This window comes from Paenibacillus sp. FSL W8-0187, assembly GCF_037969755.1.
Classification (GTDB): Bacteria; Bacillota; Bacilli; order Paenibacillales; family Paenibacillaceae; genus Paenibacillus_AQ.
The window spans coordinates 5,340,132-5,366,815 of the sequence record NZ_CP150206.1; the positions used below are offsets into that span (position 1 = coordinate 5,340,132).

At 50.4% G+C, this 26,684-nt stretch carries 30 protein-coding genes and 1 riboswitch; of the genes, 6 read left to right on the forward strand and 24 right to left on the reverse strand.

Features of this window, described 5'->3' with window-relative positions:
- Positions 1–11: 11 nt before the first annotated feature.
- The 5 genes from MKY48_RS24120 to hemE all read right to left on the reverse strand — a co-directional run bounded on the left by MKY48_RS24120 (position 12) and on the right by hemE (position 4,939).
- The gene (locus tag MKY48_RS24120) at positions 12–635 is read right to left on the reverse strand and encodes a fumarylacetoacetate hydrolase family protein (protein WP_339291295.1); all 624 of its coding nucleotides are present in this window, start codon (positions 633–635) and stop codon (positions 12–14) included.
- A gap of 3 nt (positions 636–638) precedes the next feature.
- A complete protein-coding gene (locus tag MKY48_RS24125) occupies positions 639–1,412 on the reverse strand; it encodes a glycerophosphodiester phosphodiesterase family protein (RefSeq protein WP_076325716.1) in 774 nt (257 codons plus the stop codon).
- Positions 1,413–1,444: 32 nt separating this feature from the next.
- On the reverse strand, positions 1,445–2,761 hold the full coding sequence (locus tag MKY48_RS24130) for a CapA family protein (RefSeq protein WP_339291297.1): 1,317 nt from the start codon (positions 2,759–2,761) through the stop codon (positions 1,445–1,447).
- A gap of 142 nt (positions 2,762–2,903) precedes the next feature.
- On the reverse strand, positions 2,904–3,845 hold the full coding sequence (hemH, locus tag MKY48_RS24135; protein WP_215158667.1) for a ferrochelatase: 942 nt from the start codon (positions 3,843–3,845) through the stop codon (positions 2,904–2,906).
- Positions 3,846–3,880: 35 nt separating this feature from the next.
- Entirely contained in the window at positions 3,881–4,939 is a 1,059-nt protein-coding gene (hemE, locus tag MKY48_RS24140; RefSeq protein ID WP_339266847.1) for a uroporphyrinogen decarboxylase, read from the reverse strand.
- A 237-nt stretch (positions 4,940–5,176) separates the two neighbouring features.
- Between hemE and MKY48_RS24145 the strand changes: the two genes are divergently transcribed.
- Positions 5,177–6,388 (forward strand): MFS transporter, encoded by a 1,212-nt coding sequence (locus MKY48_RS24145; RefSeq protein ID WP_076325712.1) that lies wholly within the window; start codon positions 5,177–5,179, stop codon positions 6,386–6,388.
- Positions 6,389–6,622: 234 nt separating this feature from the next.
- Here the strand turns inward: MKY48_RS24145 and MKY48_RS24150 are convergent, their stop codons facing one another.
- Positions 6,623–7,258 (reverse strand): O-methyltransferase, encoded by a 636-nt coding sequence (locus tag MKY48_RS24150; protein ID WP_339291300.1) that lies wholly within the window; start codon positions 7,256–7,258, stop codon positions 6,623–6,625.
- A gap of 162 nt (positions 7,259–7,420) precedes the next feature.
- On the opposite strand from MKY48_RS24150, the gene MKY48_RS24155 reads away from it, so the two are divergent.
- A complete protein-coding gene (locus tag MKY48_RS24155) occupies positions 7,421–8,569 on the forward strand; it encodes a class I SAM-dependent RNA methyltransferase (protein ID WP_339291302.1) in 1,149 nt (382 codons plus the stop codon).
- A gap of 105 nt (positions 8,570–8,674) precedes the next feature.
- Positions 8,675–10,660: an LTA synthase family protein gene (locus MKY48_RS24160; RefSeq protein ID WP_339291304.1), complete on the forward strand. Its 1,986-nt coding sequence runs from the start codon at positions 8,675–8,677 to the stop codon at positions 10,658–10,660.
- 191 nt (positions 10,661–10,851) lie between these two features.
- Here the strand turns inward: MKY48_RS24160 and MKY48_RS24165 are convergent, their stop codons facing one another.
- The 10 genes from MKY48_RS24165 to racE all read right to left on the reverse strand — a co-directional run bounded on the left by MKY48_RS24165 (position 10,852) and on the right by racE (position 17,116).
- Positions 10,852–11,646 (reverse strand): serine hydrolase domain-containing protein, encoded by a 795-nt coding sequence (locus MKY48_RS24165; RefSeq protein WP_339291306.1) that lies wholly within the window; start codon positions 11,644–11,646, stop codon positions 10,852–10,854.
- Positions 11,621–12,307, reverse strand: coding sequence for a serine hydrolase domain-containing protein (locus MKY48_RS24170; protein ID WP_339291307.1), 687 nt, complete (start codon positions 12,305–12,307; stop codon positions 11,621–11,623). Before MKY48_RS24170 ends, MKY48_RS24165 begins: the two co-directional genes overlap by 26 nt.
- The gene (locus MKY48_RS24175; RefSeq protein WP_215158680.1) at positions 12,304–12,858 is read right to left on the reverse strand and encodes a hypothetical protein; all 555 of its coding nucleotides are present in this window, start codon (positions 12,856–12,858) and stop codon (positions 12,304–12,306) included. Before MKY48_RS24175 ends, MKY48_RS24170 begins: the two co-directional genes overlap by 4 nt.
- A complete protein-coding gene (locus tag MKY48_RS24180; protein WP_215158681.1) occupies positions 12,855–13,220 on the reverse strand; it encodes a PadR family transcriptional regulator in 366 nt (121 codons plus the stop codon). Before MKY48_RS24180 ends, MKY48_RS24175 begins: the two co-directional genes overlap by 4 nt.
- Positions 13,221–13,342: 122 nt before the next feature.
- The gene (locus MKY48_RS24185) at positions 13,343–13,609 is read right to left on the reverse strand and encodes a hypothetical protein (RefSeq protein ID WP_076325705.1); all 267 of its coding nucleotides are present in this window, start codon (positions 13,607–13,609) and stop codon (positions 13,343–13,345) included.
- 133 nt (positions 13,610–13,742) lie between these two features.
- On the reverse strand, positions 13,743–13,964 hold the full coding sequence (locus tag MKY48_RS24190) for a DUF1450 domain-containing protein (RefSeq protein WP_076325704.1): 222 nt from the start codon (positions 13,962–13,964) through the stop codon (positions 13,743–13,745).
- Positions 13,965–13,994: 30 nt separating this feature from the next.
- Positions 13,995–14,297 (reverse strand): heme biosynthesis protein HemY, encoded by a 303-nt coding sequence (locus tag MKY48_RS24195; protein ID WP_076325703.1) that lies wholly within the window; start codon positions 14,295–14,297, stop codon positions 13,995–13,997.
- A 103-nt stretch (positions 14,298–14,400) separates the two neighbouring features.
- Entirely contained in the window at positions 14,401–14,676 is a 276-nt protein-coding gene (locus MKY48_RS24200) for a hypothetical protein (RefSeq protein ID WP_215158683.1), read from the reverse strand.
- A gap of 198 nt (positions 14,677–14,874) precedes the next feature.
- Positions 14,875–16,077: a M14 family metallopeptidase gene (locus MKY48_RS24205; RefSeq protein WP_339291310.1), complete on the reverse strand. Its 1,203-nt coding sequence runs from the start codon at positions 16,075–16,077 to the stop codon at positions 14,875–14,877.
- A 232-nt stretch (positions 16,078–16,309) separates the two neighbouring features.
- The gene (gene racE / locus MKY48_RS24210) at positions 16,310–17,116 is read right to left on the reverse strand and encodes a glutamate racemase (RefSeq protein WP_339291311.1); all 807 of its coding nucleotides are present in this window, start codon (positions 17,114–17,116) and stop codon (positions 16,310–16,312) included.
- A 262-nt stretch (positions 17,117–17,378) separates the two neighbouring features.
- Here racE and MKY48_RS24215 point away from each other — a divergent pair, with 262 nt between their 5' ends.
- Complete coding sequence (locus MKY48_RS24215; protein WP_339293551.1) at positions 17,379–18,446, forward strand: nitric oxide synthase oxygenase; 1,068 nt, start codon at positions 17,379–17,381, stop codon at positions 18,444–18,446.
- Positions 18,447–18,572: 126 nt separating this feature from the next.
- Here the strand turns inward: MKY48_RS24215 and MKY48_RS24220 are convergent, their stop codons facing one another.
- From MKY48_RS24220 to MKY48_RS24240, 5 genes are all read right to left on the reverse strand, one after another.
- A complete protein-coding gene (locus MKY48_RS24220; RefSeq protein ID WP_339291312.1) occupies positions 18,573–18,935 on the reverse strand; it encodes a YtxH domain-containing protein in 363 nt (120 codons plus the stop codon).
- Between the two features lie 15 nt (positions 18,936–18,950).
- Positions 18,951–19,403, reverse strand: coding sequence for a DUF948 domain-containing protein (locus MKY48_RS24225; RefSeq protein ID WP_339291313.1), 453 nt, complete (start codon positions 19,401–19,403; stop codon positions 18,951–18,953).
- Between the two features lie 277 nt (positions 19,404–19,680).
- Positions 19,681–20,103 carry a HepT-like ribonuclease domain-containing protein gene (locus tag MKY48_RS24230; protein ID WP_339291315.1) on the reverse strand — a complete coding sequence of 141 codons (423 nt, stop codon included), beginning with the start codon at positions 20,101–20,103 and terminating at the stop codon, positions 19,681–19,683.
- 44 nt (positions 20,104–20,147) lie between these two features.
- Positions 20,148–20,435, reverse strand: coding sequence for a Dabb family protein (locus MKY48_RS24235; RefSeq protein WP_076325696.1), 288 nt, complete (start codon positions 20,433–20,435; stop codon positions 20,148–20,150).
- 197 nt (positions 20,436–20,632) lie between these two features.
- A complete protein-coding gene (locus MKY48_RS24240) occupies positions 20,633–22,069 on the reverse strand; it encodes an NAD(P)/FAD-dependent oxidoreductase (protein ID WP_339291317.1) in 1,437 nt (478 codons plus the stop codon).
- A gap of 77 nt (positions 22,070–22,146) precedes the next feature.
- A riboswitch (purine riboswitch) is annotated at positions 22,147–22,246 on the reverse strand.
- 288 nt (positions 22,247–22,534) lie between these two features.
- On the opposite strand from MKY48_RS24240, the gene MKY48_RS24245 reads away from it, so the two are divergent.
- Positions 22,535–23,131 (forward strand): helix-turn-helix transcriptional regulator, encoded by a 597-nt coding sequence (locus MKY48_RS24245; protein WP_339291318.1) that lies wholly within the window; start codon positions 22,535–22,537, stop codon positions 23,129–23,131.
- Between the two features lie 167 nt (positions 23,132–23,298).
- Entirely contained in the window at positions 23,299–23,490 is a 192-nt protein-coding gene (locus tag MKY48_RS24250) for a hypothetical protein (RefSeq protein ID WP_339291320.1), read from the forward strand.
- Positions 23,491–23,589: 99 nt separating this feature from the next.
- On the opposite strand, the gene MKY48_RS24255 is transcribed toward MKY48_RS24250, so the two are convergent.
- The 3 genes from MKY48_RS24255 to MKY48_RS24265 form a co-directional block, all read right to left on the reverse strand.
- The gene (locus MKY48_RS24255) at positions 23,590–24,318 is read right to left on the reverse strand and encodes a hypothetical protein (RefSeq protein ID WP_339266871.1); all 729 of its coding nucleotides are present in this window, start codon (positions 24,316–24,318) and stop codon (positions 23,590–23,592) included.
- Positions 24,319–24,561: 243 nt separating this feature from the next.
- Complete coding sequence (locus tag MKY48_RS24260) at positions 24,562–25,293, reverse strand: glutamine amidotransferase (RefSeq protein ID WP_339291322.1); 732 nt, start codon at positions 25,291–25,293, stop codon at positions 24,562–24,564.
- Positions 25,294–25,359: 66 nt separating this feature from the next.
- Entirely contained in the window at positions 25,360–26,670 is a 1,311-nt protein-coding gene (locus MKY48_RS24265) for an ArgE/DapE family deacylase (protein ID WP_339266873.1), read from the reverse strand.
- Between the last annotated feature and the right edge of the window lie 14 nt (positions 26,671–26,684).

Genomic DNA, 26,684 nt, shown 5'->3' on the forward strand with positions numbered 1-26,684 from the left:
AGCATATCAGATTACCCGATTTCGCAGCGGCCCAGACGGACATCTCCCCAGAACAATTCGAATACGTCACCGGATTCCGTCGGACCTACGCCAGCCGGTGTACCCGTAAAGATTAAATCACCTTGACCAAGGCCATAATGTTCGCCGATGTAATCGATGATGCGCTGAAGGGAGAAGATCATATCCTTCACATTCCCGCGCTGTACCTCTTCGCCGTTCTTCCTTACGATAAAATCAATATCCGCCAGCTTCGCGGTTCCGGGAAACGCAATGGATGGCGTAAGCGGTGCAGAAGATTTAAACGCTTTTGCCGCGGTCCAAGGATGTCCCTTTTCCTTAATGACCGACTGTACATCACGCAGCGTGAAATCGATGCCAAGAGCCATCGTTTTTACAAGCTCGTCAACACTTTTGCCTGGCGCGTAATCCTCTGCGAGCTGTATAACAAACTCACCTTCAAAATGAAGACTCCCGCGGTCCATCGGCAGCTTCAACACGCTGCCATCCAGCGGAACGACGGCATGCGAGGGTTTAAGAAAAATCATCGGCTCTTCCGGTACGGTATTGCCGAGCTCCGCCGCATGCAATTGATAATTACGACCTACACAGTAAACGTTATTCACTAAGGCACACATACATTAAAACCTCCATTTTCTTCGCCAGAATGGAACTTTAGGTGCAATTTTATGAATAAAAATCTGCCCCCATGTATCGGGGCGGTTCGTACAGATCATGATGGCAGGATTCATTCTGGCCAGCGATCTCATGCTCTTCGCATCATCCACCGTCCAGGCCATCGGCGTAATGCCATTCTTCACCAAATCCGACGCGAAGGCCGCATCCAGATGGGAGTAGCCGATGGATAAAAAGGAGCATTTCATTTGCTTCAGGCGTGCTACCAAATTGCGAGGATGCGCATCAATAATAAGTCCGGTTCTCACATTAGGTTCCAATTCCTTCGCTTTCATCAAGGCTTTCGGCTCAAAGGAAGTGAGCACCACATCCGGAAGCATCCGGTGGGCATGAATCCGTTCCAGAACGGCCTTCTCAAGGCCGGGATACATATCTCCGCTTGTTTTAAGTTCGATATTAAGTTTCAATCGGCCTTTGACAAGCTGCAGGACTTCATCGAGCGATGGAACCTGCTCTCCCCTGAATTGGCGTCCCTTCCATTCTCCGGCGTCCATCCTCCGGATTTGCTGCCAGGTCAGATCCTTCACCTTGCCCTTCCCGGTCGTCGTACGATCCACGCTGAAGTCATGTATCACTACAGGGACCCCGTCCTGAGTCAATTGCACATCAATTTCCATCCAATGCACGAAGGGCTCATCCATCGCCATCTGAATGGCTGCGCGCGTATTTTCAGGTGCTTTACCGGAAAATCCCCGGTGAGCCACACATAAATTGTTCATGGTGGGACCTCCTTGCTGTAACGTTTAACGAATTATTCCACAGCCTTGCCTGCAATTACTTCACCATCAAGCGCTATTTTGACGCCGCCAACGGATCGCTTCTCCACCTCTTTCAGCAAGGACTCAGCTTCTTTGCCTTCAAGCGGGATGACCTGTCCGATCTCCGTACGATAAGGCGTCAGCTTCAAGTCACAATCTCCTTGCTTGCTGCATGACGCCTGGAATACGGCTGTTTTCCACGTATCTTCATTCGACGATTTAGTAAATATAAAATTGCCGGTACTATAGGCAATCCACTTGCCTTTGTACTGCTCCAATCCCTGCAGCACATGGGAGTGCCCGCCGATAATCAGGTCAGCCCCGCCGTCAATGAACGCGCGTGAGAGATTGATCTGATGGACATTTGGCGTCTTATGAAGCTCCTCGCCCCAATGGGCAATCACGACCACCAGATCGGCCTTGGAACGCGCTGCCTGGATCGCTTCAACCGCCTTGGGCAGCACATGGTCATACGCCCCGGCCACCCCCGGCCTGTTCTCCAGCGCGTACCAGGTCGTTTCCGGGAGCACACGGCTGAATCCAAGCAATGCAACCTTCATGCCCTGAAGCTCGAAATACTGGGCCGCGAAGGCTTCATCCTCATTCCGTCCCGCTCCCACATAACGGATATCCTGGTCCTTCAAGTGCTTCAAGGTATCCAAAAGTCCTTCTTGGCCTTGATCCAGGATGTGATTGTTAGCCAGATTAACCGCCTCTACTCCCGCATCTCGGAGAGCCGGCAATACGTCCGGTGAGGACTTGAATACGAATTTCTTATTGGCCGCGCCAACGCCTCCGGTCGTAACCGGCGTTTCCAGATTAAGCACGGTTAGATCGTCCTCCAGGAATGCGGTGCCCAGATGCTTGTAGGGATAATCATATCCGTGCTTCTTCAGCTCAGCCTCCACCTTGCCCGAGAACAAGGTATCCCCTGCAAAATGCATAACCACCCGCTTTGCCATCGCGGAATCGGCAGGATCATCTGTTGCGCTGCCTTCTGGCTTGGTCCTATCGGAACCTGGGGGTTCGCCAGTCTCCGTCGTCTCCGGAGGCTTTGAATCCGCCCCCTCCCCGTCAGCTTGTTGTCCGGAGCCGGGGCTATCCGCCTGATCCCCTTCCATGCCAAAGTCCGGCATACCAGGCGGATAAGCCGTTTGCTGAACAGGATCTTCCTTAAATTTAAAATGATAGACAAGCAAAGCAGCGATCATAAAAATCAAACATAAGTTAAGTATAATCCAAACCCGTCCGGTTCGCTGCTTACGGGCCTTCTTCTCGGCCTTGCTTTTCTCTGATCGTGACAGATGCATAGGTCACTCCTTTATTTCACTTATGAGCTCGCGTTATAAGTCGCTTCCCCCATTATACCAGCTTCCATATAAAGAATAGAACCCCCCGTCACCGGGGAGTTCCATATCTAAGCTTCTATTCGAATTTCCGGTAATAACGGATTTACAGACCTATCAAGGTGATCACGGAATCGCTGAGCGCTTCCATGTAAAGCGGGTCACTGTTCAAGGAGTCGATGCGCTCAAGCCGCATATCCATTTCCTTGGCAATGCTTTTGGCTTCAATATCCAGATCGTACAGGACCTCAAGATGATCCGAGACGAAACCGACCGGTGCAACCAGTACATCCTCGACCTGCTCTTCTTTATTCAGCGTTTGCAGCGTATCCAGAATGTCGGGACCGAGCCAAGGCTCCGCCGTCCGACCAGCACTTTGCCATGTGAACTGCCACTTCTTTACGCCGGCCTGTTCGGCTACGGCTTTGGATGTCTCAAGCAGCTGCTCCTGATAAGGATCTCCGATGGACAAGATGCGTTCCGGGAGGCTGTGAGCACTGAACAGCACTCTCACGCTGTCCCGGTCAGCCCCTGCTTCCTCGAACTGGTTCAGCTTGGCGGACACCCGATCGGCAAAGGCCTCGATCAGTTTCGGATGCATGTGATAGCTCTCCACAAACGAGATCTCAAGTCCCAACTCATCCGCTTTGGCTTGAGCGCGCTTCACGTAGGATCCGATGCTCATCGTGGAGTAATGAGGAGCCAGCACGATGCCGACGGCTTCCTTAATGCCGTCCCGCACCATTTGCTCAACACCATCTTCGATGTACGGTGCTGCGTGCTTTAGTCCCTGATAGCATACAAACTCAAGATCGATCGCGCGAGGATCCGCATTTAATGTATCCTCCAGCGTGCGTACCTGTCGGTCTGTATTCTCCCGGAGTGGAAAGACTCCCCCAACAATCGCCTCATAGCGGTCAGTAAGCTCCTTGAGCTGCTCCTCCGACGGCTTGTTCCCGCGACGGATGTGGGTATAATAACTCTCGATTCCTTCCATGTTCTCCGGAGTACCGTAGGACATAACCAACACGCCAATCTTGTTCTTCATACCAACTCACCTCTGACTAATAAAATATTCAACATTTAAGAGCGTTGTGCACCTGCGTGCAGTGCCTGAGCGGAGTATTCGTGAATATACGATGTCAACTCACGCAGTTTCTCTAGCGAAGCCTCCGGGAATAAACCGTGCCCTAGATTAAACACAAAGCCGGGCTCCTGAATCCCTTGATCGATAATCTCCTTCGCATACTGCTGGATGACCGGCATCGGTCCGGTCAGAACGGTCGGGTCCAGATTGCCCTGAACAGCATACTTATGCTCTAAACGGCTGCGTCCTTCTGCAATGGACACTCGCCAGTCGAGACCGATGACATCCGTGCTGAGATGCGTAAGCGTAGGGAGCAGCTCACCCGAGCTCACGCCTGGAAAATAAATTTTCGGAACACTCAGGTCCTGAAGCTCCGCAAAAATACGCGTAATCGTTGGTAGGACAAACGTTTGGAAATCCTGTGGAGACAATGCCCCCACCCAGCTGTCGAACAATTGAAACGCTTTCCCGCCGTTAGCGACGTGGGCACGCAAATAAGCGATCACCATATCCCCAAGTTTGTCCATCAGCGAGAACCATACCTTCGGCTCACTGTACATCAGCTCTTTCGTGCGAAGATAATTTTTGGATGGTCTGCCTTCGATCAGGTAGCTGGCAATCGTGAACGGAGCGCCGGCAAACGTGATAAGCGGCACTTCCAGCTCCTTATCCAGGATACGGATCGTCTCCAGGACATGTCCAAGATCCCCCTCGACATCAATCGGGCGTAGTTTCTCTACGTCCGCCGCAGATCGGATCGGATTATCAATCACCGGGCCGATATTTTTCACGATATCGAAGTCTACCCCGATTGAGGCAACGGGATTCATAATATCGGAATATAAAATAGCCGCGTCTACACCAAGCTTCCGTACGGGCATCAAGGTTACCTCTGCCGCCAGCTCCGGTTGACTGCATATTTCCAGTAAGGAGTACTTTTCTTTAATCTTTCGATACTCCGGGTCGTAGCGTCCCGCTTGACGCATGTACCACACAGGAACATGATTCACTTCCTGCTTACGGCAAGCGCGAATGAATTGATCGTTATAGGTCATGATTAGGCCCCCATCAATGTGTATAAAGTTTCCTAAATTTCATTATGCCCTTTTTAAAAGTAAGTAACAACCGTCTTACATGGACATCCTATGAAAATCACATGACAATCTTATGACATTGTTAGCTTTTGGCACTTTTTAAATATGTTATACTGAAAGAACGGCATTTTCAGGGTACTCCCGCAATTCGCCCGGTCATTCCGGGCTCGACAGCTTAGAAAGGAAGTGAAGGGCACATTGACCAATTGGAAAATCAATCTCATTGTGCTTTGGTTCGGACAGTTTTTGGTCAACTCCGGGATGACAATGATCACCCCGTTCCTGACATTATACCTGGCGCAAGACCTGAATGTTGTTGGAGACCGGGAAATAGGACTATGGGCAGGATTGATATTCGCCGCCAACTTCCTGACATCATTCATTTTTCAACCGATCTGGGGAAAAGTCGCCGATAAATACGGACGCAAAATCATGCTGCTGCGCTCCGGCTTCGGCATGGCGCTGGTCATTGCCTGCATGGGCTTTGCTACCCATCCATGGCATCTGCTGGTTCTGCGTTTGCTGAACGGTACCATATCGGGATTTAATCCTGCGGCGATATCGCTCGTATCAAGCACGACGCCCAAGAATCGAATGGGATTTGCGATGGGCATCATGCAGTCCGGACAAGTTGCAGGCACCATTCTCGGTCCGTTGATCGGCGGACTCATGGCCAGCTGGGTCGGATTCCGTCCAATCTTCTATATCACCGGCGGACTGATCTTTGCCGCTTCGATGCTTGCCTTGTTCCTGGTTAAAGAAAACTTCAACCGCGAGCAGGCAGCCAAGGCGCCACAGCCTTCGGTTATTGCCGGGCTTAAAGAGCTGAGCCACATTCCGCAGCTGCCAGCGTTATTCGCCGTCACGTTCCTGTTGCAATTCGCCATGATTAGTCCCATGGCACTGCTCCCGCTGTACGTTCAGAAGCTGCATGGAACCGCGGTGGATATTGCGATATGGGCCGGGTTCGTTGTAGCCGTAACGGGGCTGTCAAACATGATCGCCTCCCCGATACTCGGCAAGCTAAGCGACAAGGTCGGTGCGCACCGCATCTTGACCTACGCCTTGATCGGTACGGGACTTACACTGATCCCGCAAGCCTTCGTTCAATCGGTGTGGCAGTTGATTATTGTACGGTTCATGATGGGCGTCTTCATGGGCGGGCTGCTGCCGAGTGTCAACGCGCTGATTCGCTCTTACACGCCGGACGGCATGGAAAGCCGCTCCTTTGGTTTCAATACAAGCTCGCTTGCGCTTGGCAACATGCTGGGCGCGGTGATCGGCGGATTCTTATCCGGTTTCATCGGAATCGAAGGATTGTTTATTACTTCCGGCTGCCTGTTGATCATCAATATGATGTGGGTGAGACGAAAGCTGTTCTCGCAAAAGCCTTCGCCCAAATATCGTTGATCCCCCTGGGTCTGTCATCTAGATGGAGCGAGTCTCCCAAACCAAACAACAAAGGGCTGTCCCGTGGTCTACATCGACCCGTGGACAGCCCTTTGTTTATATTCATGTACCCGTCAAATCACCTACATCCATGGGCCATGCGCCGGATTATACCAGGCGGCAAGCTACAAAATGACCCGATGCACTCCTTCCAATGGTTATCTGATCGTCCAGCACATCTCGCTATTGATTGTTTCATCCTTTAACTCGTGCAAGGATCAGCCCGTCATAAGCGGGCAGCAGTGTGCTAACCAGCCTCTTGTCCGTCGCGATGACTTCATTAAACCGGCGTACCGCTTGAACCGAAGGACCGTTCTTCTCCGAGTTCAGCGTTCTGCCGCGCAAAAAGCAGTTATCCCCAGCTATAAGCGCACCCGGATTCGCAAGCTCCAAGGCATAGTCCAAGTATAGAGGATAGTTCTCCTTATCCGCATCAATAAAGAAAAAATCGAATGTCCGTCCGTCCTGCTTCAACGCTGCCAAACTGTCCGCAGCCGGACCGATCCGGTACTCCACCCGATCCTTGAATCCGGCCTTCTCCAGATGCCTGCCTGCAAGTTGCGCATATTCTTCCTTCAGCTCGAGTGAGGTGAGTTTGCCGTCCGCAGGAAGCCCTCGGCACAGACAGATGCCGCTATAACCTCCAAGGGCGCCGATTTCGAGAATATTTCTAGCGCCGGCCGTCTGTACCAGCATGGTCAGCAGTCGGCCATATGCCGGTGCCACCGAAACCTCCGGCATCCCATGCTTGCGGATGGCCTCTATGACGAACTGAAGCTCTTCATCTTCAGGGTATAATTGGTTAACATAATCATCAGGGGTCGTAAGCAATGAAGCCGCCTCCTTTGTCTTAATAAGATGCGTTGTTTCCCGTTAAACCTAACGAGAACTATCATATGATAATTGTCTTAGTCAATGCAATCGCCTATACTATATAGATTGAACCGGCGGCGACTATCGCCGTACACATGTTAAATGGAGTTGACATCGTTAATGCCTCGATTACAATTGATCGCGACGGCCCCGATGGGGCTGGAAGCCGTCGTTGCCCGCGAGTTGAAAGAGCTCGGGTACACCGACATGGAAGTAGAGAATGGTAGAGTTACCTTTTCAGGTGACCTGATTGATATTTGCCGCTGCAATCTGTGGCTCCGGACGTCGGACCGTATTCTCGTCAAGATGGGTGAGTTTAAAGCCTTTACCTTCGACGAACTCTTTGAAGGAACCAAAGCTCTTCCATGGGAAGAGTGGATTCCGGCGGATGGCGAATTTCCTGTGGAAGGGCGTTCCCATAAATCGCAGCTTAGCAGCGTTCCCGCCTGTCAGGGCATCGTGAAAAAAGCAATCGTGGAGAAGCTGAAGCTCTCGCACCGTACGGAATGGTTTCCCGAGGACGGCCCCCGTTATGTAGTCGAGGTTTCTCTCTTGAAGGATCGAGCCATACTGACCCTTGATACTACGGGACCAGCCCTTCATAAACGTGGCTACCGCAAGCTGGTTACGGAAGCTCCGCTGAAGGAAACCATGGCTTCCGCCCTGCTGCAATTAAGCCGTTGGGGCCCGCATCGTCCGCTGTATGACCCATGCTGCGGTTCGGGCACCATTCTGATCGAAGCCGCGATGATGGCCTGGAATATTGCGCCCGGCCTGCGCCGCTCGTTTCCGTCCGAGCATTGGGATATCATTGGAGACAACCTCTGGGAAGATGCACGCGAGGAGGCTTTTGACGCTGTGAAGGACGATATTCCGCTGCATATCGCCGGAAGCGATATCGACCCGAAAGCGATCGAAGTAGCCAAAGCCGCCGCCAAAAGTGCGGGACTTGCTGGCGAAATCGACTTTAGAGTGCTCCCTGCAGCCAAAGCCATACCTGAAGGTGAATATGGTTGTTTTATCACCAATCCACCCTATGGCGAGCGGTTAAGCGAGAAAGAGGAGGTTGAACGTCTCATCCGCCAGCTCGGATCCGTAACGCATTCACTCCCGACCTGGTCCTTCTTCGCACTTAGCCCGACCAAGCAATTTGAGCATTACTTCGGCCGCAAGGCGGACAAGCGCCGCAAGCTGTTCAATGGCCGGATCGAATGCCAGTATTATCAATACCTGGGCCCCTTGCCGCCTCGTAACAAATCGGCGGAATAACGAAATGACGCTTCCTGCAATCGCCGCCCTTGGGCGGCTTTTTTGCTCGGTCATCCGGGCCAAGCTATAATAAAAGGATGTTTTTGAAAAAAGGAGGATACCCACGTGCTCTCATCCCCATCATGGAGCGATATCCGAAGCAGGGTCTCCAAAGGGCTGCATTACCGATACACCGCATATTTATTATTCCTTATCCTCATGATGTACAAGCTGATCATGCTTGATCATCATCTCCATATTACCAACATGAAGCTGGATCAGGCAGACTATGTGATCGCTGTTGGCTCGCTCCTGCTGATCTCCTTCTGGACCTTGTGGCTTCCGGCAAGAGGCCGGCTTGCGGCCTTAACTTTATTAAATCTCTTCTGGACGGGGATTCTGTACGCCGATTTGATCTATTATCGCTACTTCGATGATTTCATTACAGTGCCGGTACTTATGCAGGCCGGACAAGTCGGTTCCCTCGGGGATAGCATTCGTTCCCTGATTCATGCGTCTGATCTGTTCTTTTTTATCGATTGGCTTATGATCGTCCCATTTACTGCCGTGATGGTGTTCCGCAAACGGAGATCCACCTTTGGAACCTACGCACTCCCGGGTGAATATCGCCAGCATCGGCGGAACCGGATCATTCGCCGTTTGGTAACAGGCACACTTGTGTTCATCCTCGGCATGGTCATGACTTTCATTCCGATCAAGAAAGCGTCCAATACATGGGCCGTTGGCCTCTTTGAAGGCAATTGGTGGAATATTACGCTGTATAATGTGACGGGACTGATCGGCTTTCACGGTTATGATATCTACCGTTATGGACGAGATCATCTCGTGGGGCAGCCCAAGCTTCCGGAAGAGGAAATCAATCAGATCAAGGCATGGTTTGATGCTAAACGTATGGAACCGTCCGATACGGACGCCTTGTTCGGCAAGTATAAAGGCAGCAATGTCATCATGATTCAGACGGAGGCCTTCATGAATTTTGTCATCGGCCAGTCGATCGGGGGGCAGGAAATCACCCCTAACTTCAACCGTTTGATGAAGGACAGTATGTATTTCAGCAATTTTTATCATCAAACCGGTCAAGGGCGAACGTCCGACGCGGACTTTGTCACGCACAGTTCCTTGCTTCCGCTGCCTACAGGTTCCGTATTTACGCGATATGCTGATCGCGAGTACGATACCCTTCCGGAGATTCTGAAAGAACAGGGCTATGGCGCAAACGTGTTCCATGCCTATGACAGCAGCTTCTGGAACCGTACCACAATGTACCGAGAAATGAATTACGACCGGTTTTACAGCAAGAAAGATTTTGAAATGAACGATGTGCAGGGATGGTCATTGAGCGACAAAGCGTTCTTCGCGCAATCGCTGGATGCGATGAAAGGCATCAAAGAGCCCTTCTATTCCTTCCTGATTACGTTAACGAGCCATCATCCGTATTATGTCCCCAAGGATGGGGCGAAGCTGGATACAGGGGCTTTTGAAGGATCGATATTCGGGAACTATTTGCAGTCGATCCACTATGTTGACGAAGCATTCGGCCAGTTTGTCGAGCAGATGAAACAGCAAGGACTGTGGGATAACACCATATTGATCATCTATGGGGATCACGACAATTCGATCAAAGAAAAAGCGGACTATGAGAAATTCCTGGGACGAGAACTGAATGCACTCGACATGGAGCAAATCATGAATCAGGTTCCCCTGCTCATCCGCCTGCCTGATGGGAAGCAAGCCGGAGTATATCCTGAAGCCGCTGGCATGATGAACGTGACACCAAGTATTCTTCATCTTCTCGGCGTGCCAAAAGAACCGTATTACTGGATCGGAAGCCATCTGTTGGATAACAAGCCGCGTCTAATTCCGCTGCGCAGCGGCGCATTCTCCGATGAGAAAGTGTTCTACCTGCCAACCGAAACGGCCGGACTTGAAGGGGGAACTTGCTACGATCTTGCGACGCGTCAGCCGACCGATATTCAGGCCTGCCGTGAAGGTTATGATAAGACACAGGAGCAGCTGCGTATTTCCGATCAAGTGATCACGTATGACCTGCTGAAGTTATTTAAATCACAGGGCGAAGCGAATGCCCGATAACCGGGCCTAAAATAGTAAATTTCAAATTTTGTTCAGCCTCTGATCGCTGTTGACTGGGGCTGCTTTAAACCAAACCAACCAGGCTGATCATATCCATCAGCCTGGTTGGTTTTTTGAGCTAGGCGTGTCAGAAGAGGCACGCCTAGCTGCATTTATGAAGAATCATCTTTTTACTGGTAACATTTCTTATATCAAGCCCGGCGGGTAACCGACTCAAGATGTTTTCTCCGATTGACAAGCGTTCCGTACATCAGCACAAGCCCCATCCATGCCAGGCTAGCTACAATCCCGAGTGTCATATAGGCAATGTCAGGTGCAAAGAGTCGTATGGAATTCCAAGGGGAGCTTGTCAGACGCGTGAAGAGCGGAATGATGCCAGCTGACATCGCAAATAGAACCAAACTCAGCGGAAGCGTGAGATATAACTTCAAGTTGCGTTTTTTCATTCTTAGCAGCAACCATATCAGAATAGCGAGCAGGATGAACAAAGTTCCCGCCAATCCCCAAATCATCGGATGGACTCCAGCGGAAGGAGGTTTCGGGTCTTGTCCGTCTAGTATCCCCCTCAAATCCTTGGAGACCTGAGACAATCTGGCTTCCTCCAAAACGTGATTCTTGTTGGTTAAAATAACGGCCCCTACGCCCCGATCAGGGATGAAGAAGATTTCCGCCCGTGCCTCCGGCGTTGATCCGGAATGCCATACCAGAGTCTCGCCTTGGTCCGTCTCACTTATTCTCCAGCCAAAACCATAGGCGCGATCCGGTCGATGCTGAACTAAAGGCGACAGGAGCAGATCCTTATATTCTCGACGAAGCAACATGTCGTTATCTTGGAGCAAAAATTGGACATACCGTGCCATATCGTCGATACTCGCCGTGATATAACCATAAGAAGCACCGCTATTGTCATAGGGAACGCTGCTCACTCGCGCATAGCCGAACCAGAATTGATACCCTTGTTCAAACCCGGATCGCCCGCTCCTCATCGGCTGCAGCCGTACTCATGCCCAGCGGGCCAAACACATGCTGCTCCATATAATCGGCATAGGATTGCCCCGACACCTCCTCCAGAACTGCACCCAGGATCATATAATTGGCGTTACTGTATTGATGTTGTTCCCCTGGCGCTCTAGTAAGCTTCGCGTGAGAGAGATTGCGCACATTCTCTTTCAGGGCAGAAGCATGCTTCGCACCCACATCGGAATACTCCATGCCCGTATATGTACTATATCCGCTCGTCTGAGCGAGCAATTGCCTTATCGTTATTGACGACGCCTCGGAAGACGCTTCGGCCGCAAACCATGGCAGATAGGTCCCAATGGACTCATCCAAGTCGACCCTGCCCGACTCCACAAGCTGGACAATCCCTAACGCCGTCATGGATTTGGAGATGGATCCGAGGAAAAATGGAGTATTGGAGCTGACCGTGCTGCCTTCTGCTGTAACGCCATAACTGTATGTAAACAGCGTGTCCCCATCCTGTACGATGGCAACGGAAAGGCCCGGAATTTGATATTCCTCCATCATCGCTTTCATGTAGAGGTCAACCTTATCGGTCATGCCTTCATCCGCTTCGACAACGTTCCCCCATGTCGGAAGTAGAAATGCCAGAACGGTTACAACGACATACGTCCACTTCTTTCTCATAACACGCTTCCTCCTTCTGTAAAACGGAGGGCACGTCTATGTTTTCTTTTACCGAAGACGTAGACCAGAATCGTAACGAGCACCGATATCGAAAGGCTGGATACGATCAACATCATATTCCACCACATCTGATCGGATATCCGGTACAACAGATTGAAGCCGGTTATCTCAAACCCCTTCACCCATGCCGTCGTTAATGAGAAGGAAAACAACAGCTGACATAGGATATAAACGGCCGCAAAGACCAGTGGATATTTCATAAAGCCCCATACACTAAGCCGCCCGCTACGCGGTTCCGGTTCTTCAGGAACAGACTCGAGATCCCTGGCGTCTTGTACTCTAACCAAACCTTGCACCTCTGCATAATCCCTGACATACATATTGGGAGAGCCCAGATCTTCAAGACCATTCTCCCCGTGCTCCCGGCTTGCCTCCAGATGCTCCTGGATCTGTTCGACAACGGCCTCTACCTGGCTTGACGTCATTTCGTACCGTTTCAACTCGCGGCGAACGGCCACGATAAATTGTTCTTCTTCATAGGATAATATCATGATCTCTGGCTCTCCTGTTCCACGCCATCTTCAAAACGCTGCACATTCGATGAAAGCAATGACCGAATATCCTGCTGCAGCTCCTGCCACTCCTGAATCTTCTTGTCCAGAAACAGATCTCCACTAGGCGTTATTTCATAATACACTCTGGCTTTACCGCTCTCGCTAAGCTCTCTCGTATCCGTCACCCATCCCTGATCTTTCAGCTTGGAAAGGATTGGATATATGCTTCCTACTCCCTTCAATTTCAGTCGGTGTTTCTCCAGCTCCTTCATGATCTCGTAACCATAACTCTTGCCATGACTCAGAATGGCCAATACGCACATTTCCAAATGCCCTTTAATTAAACTTGTTCTATCCATGACAACAATTTAACAAAAATATATATCGGAATCAAGTATATAATTCAAATACGTATATCAATATGTAAAAAAGCCCGTTCATTAGCTCGAAAGCTATTGAACGGACTGCACAGGATCCTAAACTACTTTTTAGCTGAACGAAGCTTGGACAGACGTTCCTTCTCATCGCCTAACAACTCTTCCGCCAATTCCACCGCGTTTCGATTTCCCTGCTCAATTACCTGGGAAACCGCTTGCTCCGTATGGGATAACGAATTCTCCGCTTGCTGAATCAGCTGTTCCGTCGGATGGGACATTGCCGAGGATACGGCACGGTGCAGCTTCTCCACGGAATCTAGCGCGCTGTTGCTGGGACTGTTGGAGTGTAGACTGGAATCGTGACTGTTCATGACGGATGCTCCCTTCTAAAGTTGTTGTTCCCGTTGCCCTCTTAGCATGGATGGCTGAGCCAGGAACTATACCCGTAGAATGGGAATTCCACTTTAACTTCAATGCAGATGTGTTAAACAGCCTGTTTGTTTGTTATTTCACAAAAGGCAGCGCCTTTGCCAGCACTTCATCCTCTGTAGGCGCGCTGACGTAACGGCCATTGATATACATAAATGCTCGTTTGCCGCAAGGACCGCAATAGGATTTACAGCCGATCTTAATGTCGGCATCCGGTACCATTTTCTTAATTTTTGGGATCATTGTCTTCAACTTCGTATGTCTGCACTTCTCGCAGACTCGAATATCATTAGCCATTGTACATTACCTTCTTTATTCTGAAGTAACCTAGTGGTCGCCGTGATTGCCCTGGGACGGATTCGTAATTACAAAGCCTTCCTCAGGAAAATAAAGATAGTCGATTTTGACGCCGTCCAGGAAAGGTTGTCCTGCCTCCAAAATGACGTCGATCTCTTTATCTGTGGATACGATGACATCATTTTCCTTAGGCGTGTCCAGATCCAGGCCGTAGTGGGCATGATCGCCATGCGCATGGGTAACCAGCACGCGGAGTTTCTTATCCTTGTTCTCTTCCTTGTCCAGCTCTCGCTTTAACACCTTGGCGGCATTACGGGTAATTTTACATTTCACGTATATTCATCTCCTCACGGATGTTTCATTCAATATGTTATTGTAGACCCCTGCCAACTTTTTCGCAAGGGTCCGATCCGTATTGTTACCGCCCGAGTCTCATTTACCGTACGCGCTTGGCAGGGCCCTGGTCCTCACCGATCAGACCTGGATATTTCCGTTCGACACGGGATACGAACCAGTTCATCAGCAGCATCGTGACTCCGATGTCATCGATCGGCAGCAAAGGCATAAAGTCCGGCAGCACCCAGTACAGCACAACGGGGACCAGAAATAACAGCTTGTCCCCGAGTGCAACCCGGGAAGAGGCTAAATACCCGAATATCCGCTGGAATACATGCGACCAGCGCCGAAGCGACCATAATCTTCTCCACTTCATATTGTTCCCTCCATTCCAAGCAGCATGTCTATATCATTACCCAATTAGCAAATCTCTAAGAAATCCCGGAAACACGGTATTCCGGTGGCTGCTTCAATAAAAGCGCGAAAAGAGGCCACTGCCTTGTGATCCATTAAAGCAGCGGCCGTATTCTTCTATATTTTATACGTTGAATAAACCTATTCGTTTCAAACGATCTTATTCCAAAGACATAAACGCAGCTAGAATAGAACCCACCTCGACGCACAGATCCTCGAAATCCTCAAGCGGCAGCGGATTCATCCCATAACCAATCTCCACAGTAAATCCCGGCCTCCGGTAATGCTGAATGAACCAATCCTTGTATCCTGCATCGCTGCCCTGCAGCTTCACCGGCCTGTAACCGCCGGCCTGACCTAATCTTCGGGCCATGTCCTCACTCTCCGGAGGTTCGTAGTCCCTATAATTCCAATAGATTTCCCTGCCTTGGCTGTGCAGGGAAATGGCCCGTTCCGGAGATATCGATAACGTATGCTGATAGACGGCCTCGGCTTCTGGCTCACTTAGCGGCTTTGTCCCCGCATAATCCTGCGGCGACGGATGGATCTTGCCCCTCCGCGCGACTTCCTCATTCCAATGCGCAGGGAATTGATCCCCCAAATCCACGCCGTTAATATTAGCCTTCCAGCGGCGAAAGTCCTCGCGCCCGCCATTCCATTCGAGCAGACGCTCATAATATGGATGAGAAGGGGTAACGCCTTCTTGGACAAGCTCTACCCCATCCGGGTTCGCCATCGGCACGATCCATAACGTATAGTTCCGGTACCACGCATGCGGATCCTGAAAATAAACCGGTGACTCTTGCGATAAAGCCTTGCTATATTCCTCCATGAATCGCATCAGACAAGGGGTTGTGATCCATTCATTGGCATGCAGTGCTGCATTGATGTGAAGGTTCTTAGGGCCTTTGCCGATTTTGGCCGCATAAATGGGTTTGCCGAGCACACTTCGGCCGATGACACTCCACTCGATAACAGGGTAGCGAAGCTGCATCTCTTGTATATCACGTTCCAGATCCCCCGGTCCGTATTCGCCGGTTAATCGTATCAAATGCCTATGCGTGGTACCCGGCAGAACGATCGTTTTTCCCTGTGGCAAATGATGAGCTGATAATCCGGGATTCAGTTCTTCCAAGGCTTCCTTCCGAAACCGGAACGTACTGGCAATACTATCAAAGGTATCATGTTCCTGAATGATATACCTTCGGCGCAACGATGCAGGAAGATAGAGCATTTGCCCCTGCTGGAGATACGGCTGCTGCGCCGCCCATGGATTCGCCGTAATCAGCTGTTCATACGCCAGACTATATCTGGCAGCCACGCGTCTTAGCGTGTCGCCTTTCTGTACGACATATTGCTGCATAATGGATTCCTTTCCGCGGCAAAGCCGCTTCAATTAGCGTCCATTCCATGTATATGAGCAGCCGGTTGTCCAACATGTATGATGCAAAAGATCAAAAAAGGCTCCGATATCCCTATCCTTTTGGAAACTTAGCACTGGAAATAATGAAGGCAGAACAAGGTGTTATCCCTTGTCCTGCCTGCGCTTGCTTGCTCTTATTCATTCTTGATAAGCTCTAAGGTATGAATGTGAATTATAGCTTCGTAATTTGCCAGACAACAGGCGTCCGCTTGATATACTCTCCGAGCCATTCGGTCGCAATGCTCTGAAAAATGACCGGATCTCCTGTACAGAAAAATTGATGCACCGGGCTCTCCATGCTGCTCGCGAGCTGGCCTTTATCGTACAGAATCGTGCTGACCTCGCGAGCCGTCTCATCGGCGGAGCTGATCAATTTCACGGACGGCCCCATAACCTTCTGGATCGTATTCATCAGGAACGGATAGTGAGTACAGCCCAGGATCAGGCAATCAATGGAGGTATCCTTGATGCCTCTCAAAGATTCTTGCACCACCTGCAAGGCATCCTTGGATCGGAACAATCCGTGTTCGACGAGCGGTACCAGTTCGGGACAGGCTTGACTTTCCACCTCGACGTAAGGCGAGAGCTGTTTCAGAGCCGCTGTATATGCTCCGCTGCCAATGGTTCCGACAGTACCGATGACGCCGACGTTACCGGTCTTTGTTGCGCTTATGGCGGCACGCGCCCCTGGGTGAATGACACCGATGACCGGTACAGGCACTTTGGACGAAATATAATCAAGCGCCGCCGCCGTAGCCGTATTACAGGCGATCACAATCATTTTAGGATCATACTGAATTAAATAATCTACAATTTGCTCCGTAAATAAACGGACTTCTTCCGGCGTACGGGGTCCGTAGGGTGCGCGGGCTGTATCTCCGAAATAAATAATTTTCTCTCTCGGGAGCTGTCTCATCACTTCTTTAGCGACAGTCAGCCCGCCGACACCCGAGTCTAGTATTGCGATTGCTTGCTGCACGAACCCACCGCTTCCTTCTTGTCAAATTCATGGTTTACAGTGATACCATATGTCATTTCGGATCGAAATGTACCTTAAATCTTACCCCAATTCCCCCCTATCTTCAACAAGGGCACCGCTCCCAAAAGACCGTTGGTTAATTGTTCAAGTAATTGTAGGACTCTTGCTCCGGTCGCTGACCGCAGGTAGTTTATACTATAATAAGCGCGCGTATAGTAAAGGAGAATTCTACGTGAATGACAACATACATCATACCGACCTTATGGAAGCTGCGAAGCCGTTTATCGAGCTTTGTTATGCTGAATTAAACCGCACCCCGGAAGAAGTCGAGGACCGGCTCATGAACATCCGCTCACAGATCGAGCTGACAGGTACATATGAGCATACACTTGAGGAACTGACGCATGGAGCCAAAATGGCTTGGCGAAACAGCAACCGCTGTATCGGCAGACTGTTTTGGGATCGCCTCAAGGTATTCGATGCCAGGCACTTAACGGAGACCTCTGACATTTTCTCGGCACTCCTTCACCATATCGAGAGTGCCACCAATGGCGGGAAAATCATGCCTACGATTACGATTTTCAAGGCTGCACGTCCAGGGGAGGCCCCGCTTATTATCAAAAACCACCAGTTGATTCGGTATGCCGGTTACGAAACGGCGGACGGGACGATTGGCGATCCGGCTTCCCTATCCTTCACGAAGGAATGCATGGAGCTGGGGTGGCAGGGAGACTTGACCGACTATGATGTGCTGCCGCTGGTTGTGCAGCAGGGGAATGAGCCGCCGGAGTGGCTTGCGATACCGAAATCCTACGTGCTGGAAGTCCCTTTGGAGCATCCCGAACTTCCTGCTCTTAAAGCGGAAGGGATAAAATGGTATGGGGTGCCTCTCATCTCAGACATGCTGCTTGAAATCGGCGGCATTATGTATACGGCAGCACCGTTCAACGGCTGGTATATGGGAACCGAAATCGGAGCCCGTAACCTTGCAGATGAAGGGCGCTACAACAAGCTTCCGCTTATTTCCAAGCTGATGGGGCAGGATACTTCCAGCGAAACTACCTTATGGAGGGATCGCGCATTGGTTGAACTCAATGCTGCCGTGCTCTATTCCTACAAAAAAGCGGGCGTCAGCATAGTGGACCATCATTCGGCAGCAGCCCAATTCGGTTTGTTTGAACAGCGCGAACAGCAAGCCGGGCGGGAGCTCACAGGGGATTGGAGTTGGTTGATTCCTCCGGTCTCGCCGGCTACAACCCATATTTTCCACACCTCTTATCCTAACGACATCCGTTCGCCGAATTTCCATTACAGGAGCAAAGGGCAGTAATCGGGGCTTTATTTCGAATCGTTTATACACAACAAAGCCGGGGCTCATTGCCGCCCCGGCCTTCATGTATTTTGATATGATCCTTATCCTCGTAAATGAGTGCTGAAGCGGTCATCTGATCCCGGATTAATCGTTGACCTTCACTTCGGCAGCAGTGGACACATTAACCTCTTCTTCAAAATCCTCATCAAACGCGGAGACCTGTGCAATTTCCTCATCTGCCATCCAGCTTTCTTGCCGATTGCGCCAGGACTGAATGTCGGAGATCACATTCTCTGCCCGATCCGTCATAATGCCGATCAGGTTAACGCCCTGCTCTCCTACCTTCTCTGCTGCCTCCTGCACCTTGGTGCCGATGCCGCGGGCGCCGTCGGCAATGTCATTCCGAAGCTCTTTGCCGGATTTTGGAGCCAGAAGAAGTGCGGTAACAGAACCTGCAACACTGCCGATCAATACTCCCCAGAGGAGCCCTTTGCTCTTCTCTTTCATATTCCATCTCTCCTTCTATTTGGCTTGCCCTTCGTCGGACTTGGAGGTGTATTTGTTCCATGAATGCCAAAGCGTCATTCCGGCATCAACCCACCGGAACACCTCCCCGATCTGCCGTTCATTATCGAGGCGAGCACGTTCCAGATGCTCAATGGCAGTTATGGAAGCTTTTTTCCCTACAGCATGAACCGCATCGGCCGTCTTGGCTACCGCTGACGCAGCATCGGACATGGAAGCGGCAATAGCTTCGCTCGCTGCCAGCTGACGCTGAATCATCTCTAACGAGACCGATGCCTGCTCCAGCACCTGCGAGGCTTCCTTACTCAATCGGCTACTGTCTTCCTCAAGCCTGCCCAGCATGGTCTCGGCCCGCCCGATCAGCTTTTTAACCGACACCATCATGACCACCGCCGCAACCGCGATCAGAACGATGCCGATAGCAGCGGCCAGCGCACTCCATTCTGTCATCGGGAACTCCTCCTTTCGTCCGACCGGGCGAATGCCTAGTCGCTTGATGCATTATAAGCAGTATGGGCTTGTCTTGACACAACATCGGCGATTTTTTTATTCCAGCAGAGAAAAACCACGAGTATCCCCTACAACTTCGGAACATCCCAGCCGCTTGAGATAAAGACAACAAAAAAACAGACCGTTCAGGGATTACCTGAACGGTCTGTTATGGATGAATCGTATGGAAGAGCCCATGGCGCGTCATGAATATCTCTTTTTTAAAACTATACAAGCCTCAGTACATCTCGTTCTTTAAATACTCACGGACATTTCCCGCAAACTGCTCCAGCACATCAGGCAAAATCGGGGTTAAAGAATGAAGCGCATGCCTGTCCCAATCATAGTAGTCCTGCACGAGCGGTTTACGCAATCGAACCAGCTCCAGCAGCACCTTATGAACCTCTTCAGGGAACACCTTTTCCTCATGATTAATATCCATGATATCTTCATAACTGCTGGCATCCCGCATAATAAATCCGTCAATCAAGTAGCTGCCGACATCCGTTACGACTTCGATCGCCAAATGAAGCGCTCGTTCCTGAACTAAGCCCAGCACCAGGCCTCCGTCCCATGATTGTGCCGCAGCACGCAATCCTTCCGCGATTTCGGGAATCGCGCTCAGACGCCGTTCAATTTGTTCTTGATTCACATAATACACCGCAAATCTCCTCCAGCCTGTTGTTGTAAAGTCTATATCATTGCCTACACTTCAAAATCAACGCTAAGCGTATGATCTTTCACCGTATTGATGTATTGGATCACTTCCTGGTGAACAGGATGAACGGCATATGCTTGTAAATCTTCAAGATTGTCCACTTCAACGATCAAAGCCAAATCATAAGAGCGCTCGGAGCGAATAACATCGGCACCCGCCTCAAGGGATCTTAGCATCGGAATCTTGCCATCCATATCACGCAGCACCTGCACCGTCTTCTCAATATTCTCGGCGGATGAATCCTTCAATTTGAAAAAAACAATATGTTTAATCATCGTCCGTTCCTCCATCTCTAGCATTTATGTAAATCTTTCGTATCTATCATACCCCGTTCGTCCGGAAAAAGAAATCGCTACCACCAACATAGCGGACATATCAGCTGCGCCAGATCTAGCCAAATAGGAGCACGTTCTGACTTACGCCAGAACGCGCTCCTGAAATCGAATTCTATTTAAGGGAACAACCGCTAAAATCACGAACCTAATTGGTTCAGCATGTTCTGGGCAATCCAGACGCCGGCGGCTCCTGCCTGAGCAAGCCCCCTGGTAATTCCGGCACCATCCCCGCCACAATAAAGACCCTTGATTTCCGTCTCGAAAGACTCCGACAGCTTCGGTCTTGCGGAGTAGAACTTGGCCTCCACCCCGTAGAACAGCGTGTGCTCCGATGCGATCCCCGGCGTGACTTTATCAAGCGCTTCGACCATCTCGATCAGGCTTTTCATAGTGTTGTACGGCAGCACCAAGCCAAGATCTCCAGGAACCGCTTCCTTCAGCGTCGGCTCCAGGAACCCTTCACGAATTCGGCCATCGGTGGATCTCCGACCGCGGAGCACGTCACCGTATTTCTGTACAATGACCCCGCCGCTGGATAGATCGTTAGCCCGCTTGCATATTTCACGCGCATATTCGTTAGGCTTGTCAAACGGCTCCGTAAACTTATGGGATACGAGCAGCGCAAAGTTCGTATTGGCTGATCCCAAAGCCGGATCTTTGTAGGAATGGCCATTGGCTGCCATAACTCCACTATGGTTCTCAACCACAACATGACCGGAAGGATTGCTGCAGAACGTACGCACCCGGGTTCCAACCGAGGTGTTAAAGATGAATTTGCCTTCATACAAATGCTCATTGATCTCGCGCATGACCACATCCGAGGTTTCCACCCGAACGCCCACGTCCACTTGGTTATTATGCATTTTCAATCTGCGTTTTTTTAATATACCGGTCAACCAGGCTGAGCCGTCACGCCCAGGGGCAACCATCACTAAATTCGCCTCATGGACCTCCCCGCCTTTCATTGTGATACCGGTAATACGGTGGGTTCCGTCTTCTTTGACGGTGACAATGTCCTCGACTTCCGCCCGGAAAGCCATATCAATTCTTGTCTTCAAATATTCATATATCGACTTTAGAATCTCCAAATTCTGCTCAGTTCCAAGATGTCTTACCTGAGCGCGAAGCAGCTTCAGGCCCGCTGCGTATCCACGGTGTTCAATATCCCGAATCGCATGGGTTGTCGGGTCCGTAATGGCAGGTGTCGCTCCATGCTCCAGATTGATGGCGTCGACATATTGGATGAGCTCCATGACTTTGGAGCCAGGCAAATAATCGGTCATCCAGCCGCCAAACTCCGTGGTGATGTTGAATTTGCCGTCGCTGTATGCTCCCGCCCCACCAAACCCGGCTGTAATCGAACAAGCCGGCAAACAACCGGCAAATTCCTTGCGTCCTACTGCCGGTGGACAGAGCTTAATCTTCTCTTCCAGGATCGGGCAGCTTCTCCGGTAAATATCATGTCCCTTGTCAACCAGCAGCACCTTGCTTCCTGGTGACTTCAATGTCAGTTCATAACAAGCGAAAATGCCAGCCGGACCGGCACCAACAACGATAACATCATATTTGCTCATCATATCCCCCTGTGTGTTTGACTGTCGCTTTGCGCACAACACTTCCGGGCACAAAAAAAATCCTGCTCCGAATAGGTATGCTTGCGCATCCTATTCGTAGTCAGGAATTTAAGGTCCCTTGTAGAAACCCCTGAACCTTATTTTCAGGGATATACGAACAAGCATCTTTTTTCTTTATCAACCGTAGTTAATATAAAACGAATTCACGAATGAGTCAAGTTAAATCATTCCCATCGTTCGTCTTTAACCTCTTATATTCTGGTTATACATGCGATTCACCCCGAGTAAAAACGTCAAAAGACGAACGATTCATTATAATAATTAAATAAACGAGTAGGTCCATCGGACCATTACATCCGACTTATAAATCATGTAACAACGAAATGGAAACAATTGTTTTATGTTTGGCTATTGAAAAGTGAGTGTCGAATATTGTAGTATTGTGTTAAAAAAATCGGAGGAATTATGCCTACAAAACTGCAGCAAGAAAAACACTCCATTGAGGCGTGGTCCCTGATCAATCGTAAATATTTGGGGAAAGGTGTGCGAGTCAAGCGCTTTCGCCGGCCGACCCGCTGCCAAATTCGCAACCGCGTCCTACTAGCCGTACTTATGGCCAACGATATCAAGTTGTCGCAATTGGCCGAGGAACTGGGAGTATCCTCCCGTAGTGTCAGCGCCTGGGTATATGAGGGACGCGTTCCCGGAAAAAACAACCTGGAGAAGGCTTGTGACTACTTGGGTTATCCCCGCCACATACTCTTCAGAGAGGAACTGCTGGACAAGTCACCTTTAATCTGTCAGCCGGCACCTTCCCGCTTCATGAAACGCACCCTGACACGCTCACCGGTTAGCAACCGGATTCTGACAGGTCTGTGCATGGTTTATGATTTGTCGGTAAGCGATGTCAGCCGCTGGATCGGCGTGCATCCTGGCACATTCCGCAAATGGCTGCACCAGGGCACCGTACCATCCCCAGCGTTCCAGGAAAAAGCGGAGCAGTTCTTCCGTATCCCTAAATCTGTTCTATTCGCAGATTGCGCATTAAAGCAAAATTCCTAATCGAAGTTGCCGTAATGCCATAACCATACTTATATTTCAACCCATGCTCAGCTTGTCGGATCGCTCCGGCTAAGCCGGGCTTATTTTCTGTTATGGCATATTTCGAGACGATCAGGGAATACAAGTAACATTCAGACCGCAATACTTAACTTTGAGGTGACAGACATATGACGTTACGTCATAAACAAATTGGCGCTGCACTGGGATTGCTCACCGGAACAACCATGGGAAGCGGCATTGGATTCCTGCTCGGCTGGCACTCCTTTAATTTGATCGTCCTGGTGGCCCTCTTCGGCTTATTCGGAGTTGCGGCTGGTATTTGGCTAGGCTCCCGAATGATATTCAAAGAGCTCCCTTAATGAATGATATGATATTCATCGTTCTGCCTCTTCCTCGCTGAGAATGGAGGCATAACCACACAAAGAAGACCGGAGGTTTCCGGTCTTCTTTGTTATGAATTAGTTATGGGTCCTTGTATTAACAACATACAATGGTCCAGACACAGCGCCTACGTTCTTGGGAGCTTCAGCAGCTCCATCGGTGATAGCTCCCGTGGCAGGGCTGCTGGCGGTCGTATCCGGTATATCCTGGTCGCTCCAGGTTTTACCTCCGTCCTCGGTTTTGGCTTGACCGCTGAATCCCGTTTCAGGCGAGATGAAATGGAGAAATCCGGCATTCGGCGTGCTTCCAATCCGAATCCACGTCTCCCCGCCATCCGTGGTGCGATACAGATCGTTATTCTCCATCACGGTCCAGGCCTGTTTGCCATTCAGCGCAAAAATTTGGCGTACCGTGCCTTTCGGCTGAGCCTGAACCTCCCATTCCGTACCACCGTTATCACTAAAAGCAATCCAGCCTTCCCCGCCAATCCAGCCCGAGCTATGATTAATTAGCCGGACCGCCGTCACATCCGCTAAATCCACATCGGGTTCAGCGGTCTGATGATCGGGCGATACGTCCGTATCCTCTACTGCAACGACACTGCTTCCCGCGGTGTCATCACCTCCTGAAGCTGAGCCGGAAGGGAGCTCTGTCTCCGGGGTATTCTCATTCGAAGAAATCACCGATTGCTCAGGTACCGGATGCTGAGCCACATTCCCCTCATCCGTTGGTTGACATCCAACAGACAAACTCACAACAACGAGCATCGACAACATAAAGCTAAACCCTATTCGAGGTTTTATCACAGGATCACACCCCTTGTATTCAAAATAACTCGCCCGTAACTTCCGCTAACAGGTCTTATATTATAAATCCAACTCCATTGAATTCACCTTAAAGCTGAACGGTTCCTCCTGTTTAGTATAACGCGAGTTCTGCATGAAGAGGAACGAAAAAAAGCTGTTCTCCAAGTTAAATTTCCACTTGAAAAACAGCTTTGCTTCATAGATGCGGTCGAGAGGACTCGAACCTCCACGGGGTTTAGCCTGCTAATCCAAATACTTGATAAGCTTGGACCAAAAGGCCGAATAGTGCTCCCAGTTCACAAACTCCAACGATCCCCAGTGCGGCGAACAATCGCTTGCAAAGGCTGCCGTCTTGCCGGCTCCGTAGGTTCCGACCGTCAGAATGGCATCGCCTTCATGGCTTAGCAATTCCTCTGCCCCCGGCTTGGCTGACAGTTTATTATAACCCAGCAGCCTAGGCCATTCTCCCAAATCATTTACCAGTGGATGCGGCTGCGATACGACAGGCGAGAAGCCGCTTGGCATCTCTACCCGATCATCTTTGTCCATCATGACTACCGGCAGCACATCGGCCAATATCGTATTTCTATAATTGGCTTTCCCTTCGATTCCCATGAAGGTCAGGTAACCGCCAACCATCAGCAGGCCGCCCCCTTCAGCGACATACTGCTTCATTAGCTCAAGGGCGTTCGGAATGATTTGCATTTGATAGAAGGTTGGATTTTGGAGCAGGAATGTGTTGGCCCCTACGTCACTAAGTACAATCGCATCATAGGCTTTTAGCTCTTCCAACGATTGAGGGAAGCGCACCTGTACTTCATGCGCAGGCATATAGGTGACGTCAATTCCCTCCTGACGCAGACAGGACAGCAAATAGGTTGCTCCCTCCTCGTACTTGGTCGAGGTAAAGCTGTCATAACCTTTCGTATGAATCATATGCACAACCCAAGATTCGCCAACAAATAAGATTTTCATCAGTTCAAGCACCTCCGTATTGTATATCACCAGGCCCTATACCTACAGGCCGTCTTGATCCCGTTTTTACGCCTCCGCGATTTCACACCAGTCCACAATCGTTTTGGCAATCATCTTGACCGCCTGAATCACTTCATCGACAGGTGTAAATTCGTCGCTATGATGGGCAAGGCTTGGGTCGCCTGGTCCAAAGTTAACGGTCGGAATGCCGACGTTCACCGGCCAGCCCATATCGGTATGGAAGCCCAATCCTTCGATCTTCCCTTCCTCTCCAATAGCCTTCAAGGATTGTACACAAGTCTGAACAAAGGGATGAGACACATCCGTTTCTGCACAATCGGCATCCACCAGCCATTCGATTTCCGGCATATGCTCACGCAGCCAAGGATCTGATTCCGATACCTCGCGCAGAAAGTCCGTCAATTCCTTCTTTACGTTGCCGCCTACAAGCTTCTCGTCACGCTCCGATGGCAAGTATTGCGCGTTAAATACGATTTCCGCCTCATTCGCGAAGGAGGTCGGATATTCCCCAGCGTTTAATTGCGCGACATGCACCTGACAAGGGATCGCCAAGTAGGGATGAGTCTTGCTGACAGCCCATTGCTCATTCAAGCGGTCCAAATGCTCCAGAATATATCTCGCTTTCTTAATCGCATCCACCGCGCCGCCGTCCTGCCAATCCGCTTGCGGCATCTCAATATGGCCGCTGCGGCCTTGGATTTTGATCTTCCCCCATAAAATCCCACGGCACAGCGGGGCGATCGTTAGCGAGGTCGGTTCTGTCAAAATGCATGCATCTGCTCGATATCCATGGTGGATGAAATCAAGCGCCCCCATGCCTCCCGCTTCTTCATCGACGACCGTGCCGACAACAACCGGACCTTTAAGCTTAAACCCGCTGCGAAGAATAGCTTCGACGGCCATAATCATGGCTGCGACTCCGCCCTTCATATCAACGGTGCCGCGGCCGTACATCTTCCCGTCAATCACTTTGCCCTCGAACGGATCGACCGTCCACTTTGAGCCTGCCATGACGACATCAATATGGCCAAATAAGAGCAGGGACTTGCCTTCCGTTCCTTTGCCAAACGTAGCCGCTAGATTGGGTCTGCCCGTAAAATCTCTTCCCGCATAATAGCCCGCCATGCCTTCATATTGCTTCAGTTCATCAGCGACGGGCTCCCAAATCTCGATGTCCGCACCCAGTTTCTCCAGCTTGCCGGCAATAAATTGTTGCAGGTCCTTCTCTTTCGATGGCCCTGGCTCCTCGAAGAACCAGGGGTTCACGCTCGGAATTTGAATAAGCTGTTGTAAAAATTGAATAATTTCATCTTGATGATTCTCGATCCAATCCATCACTCTTTGTTCTTGGTTCATCTCTCTCTCTCCTT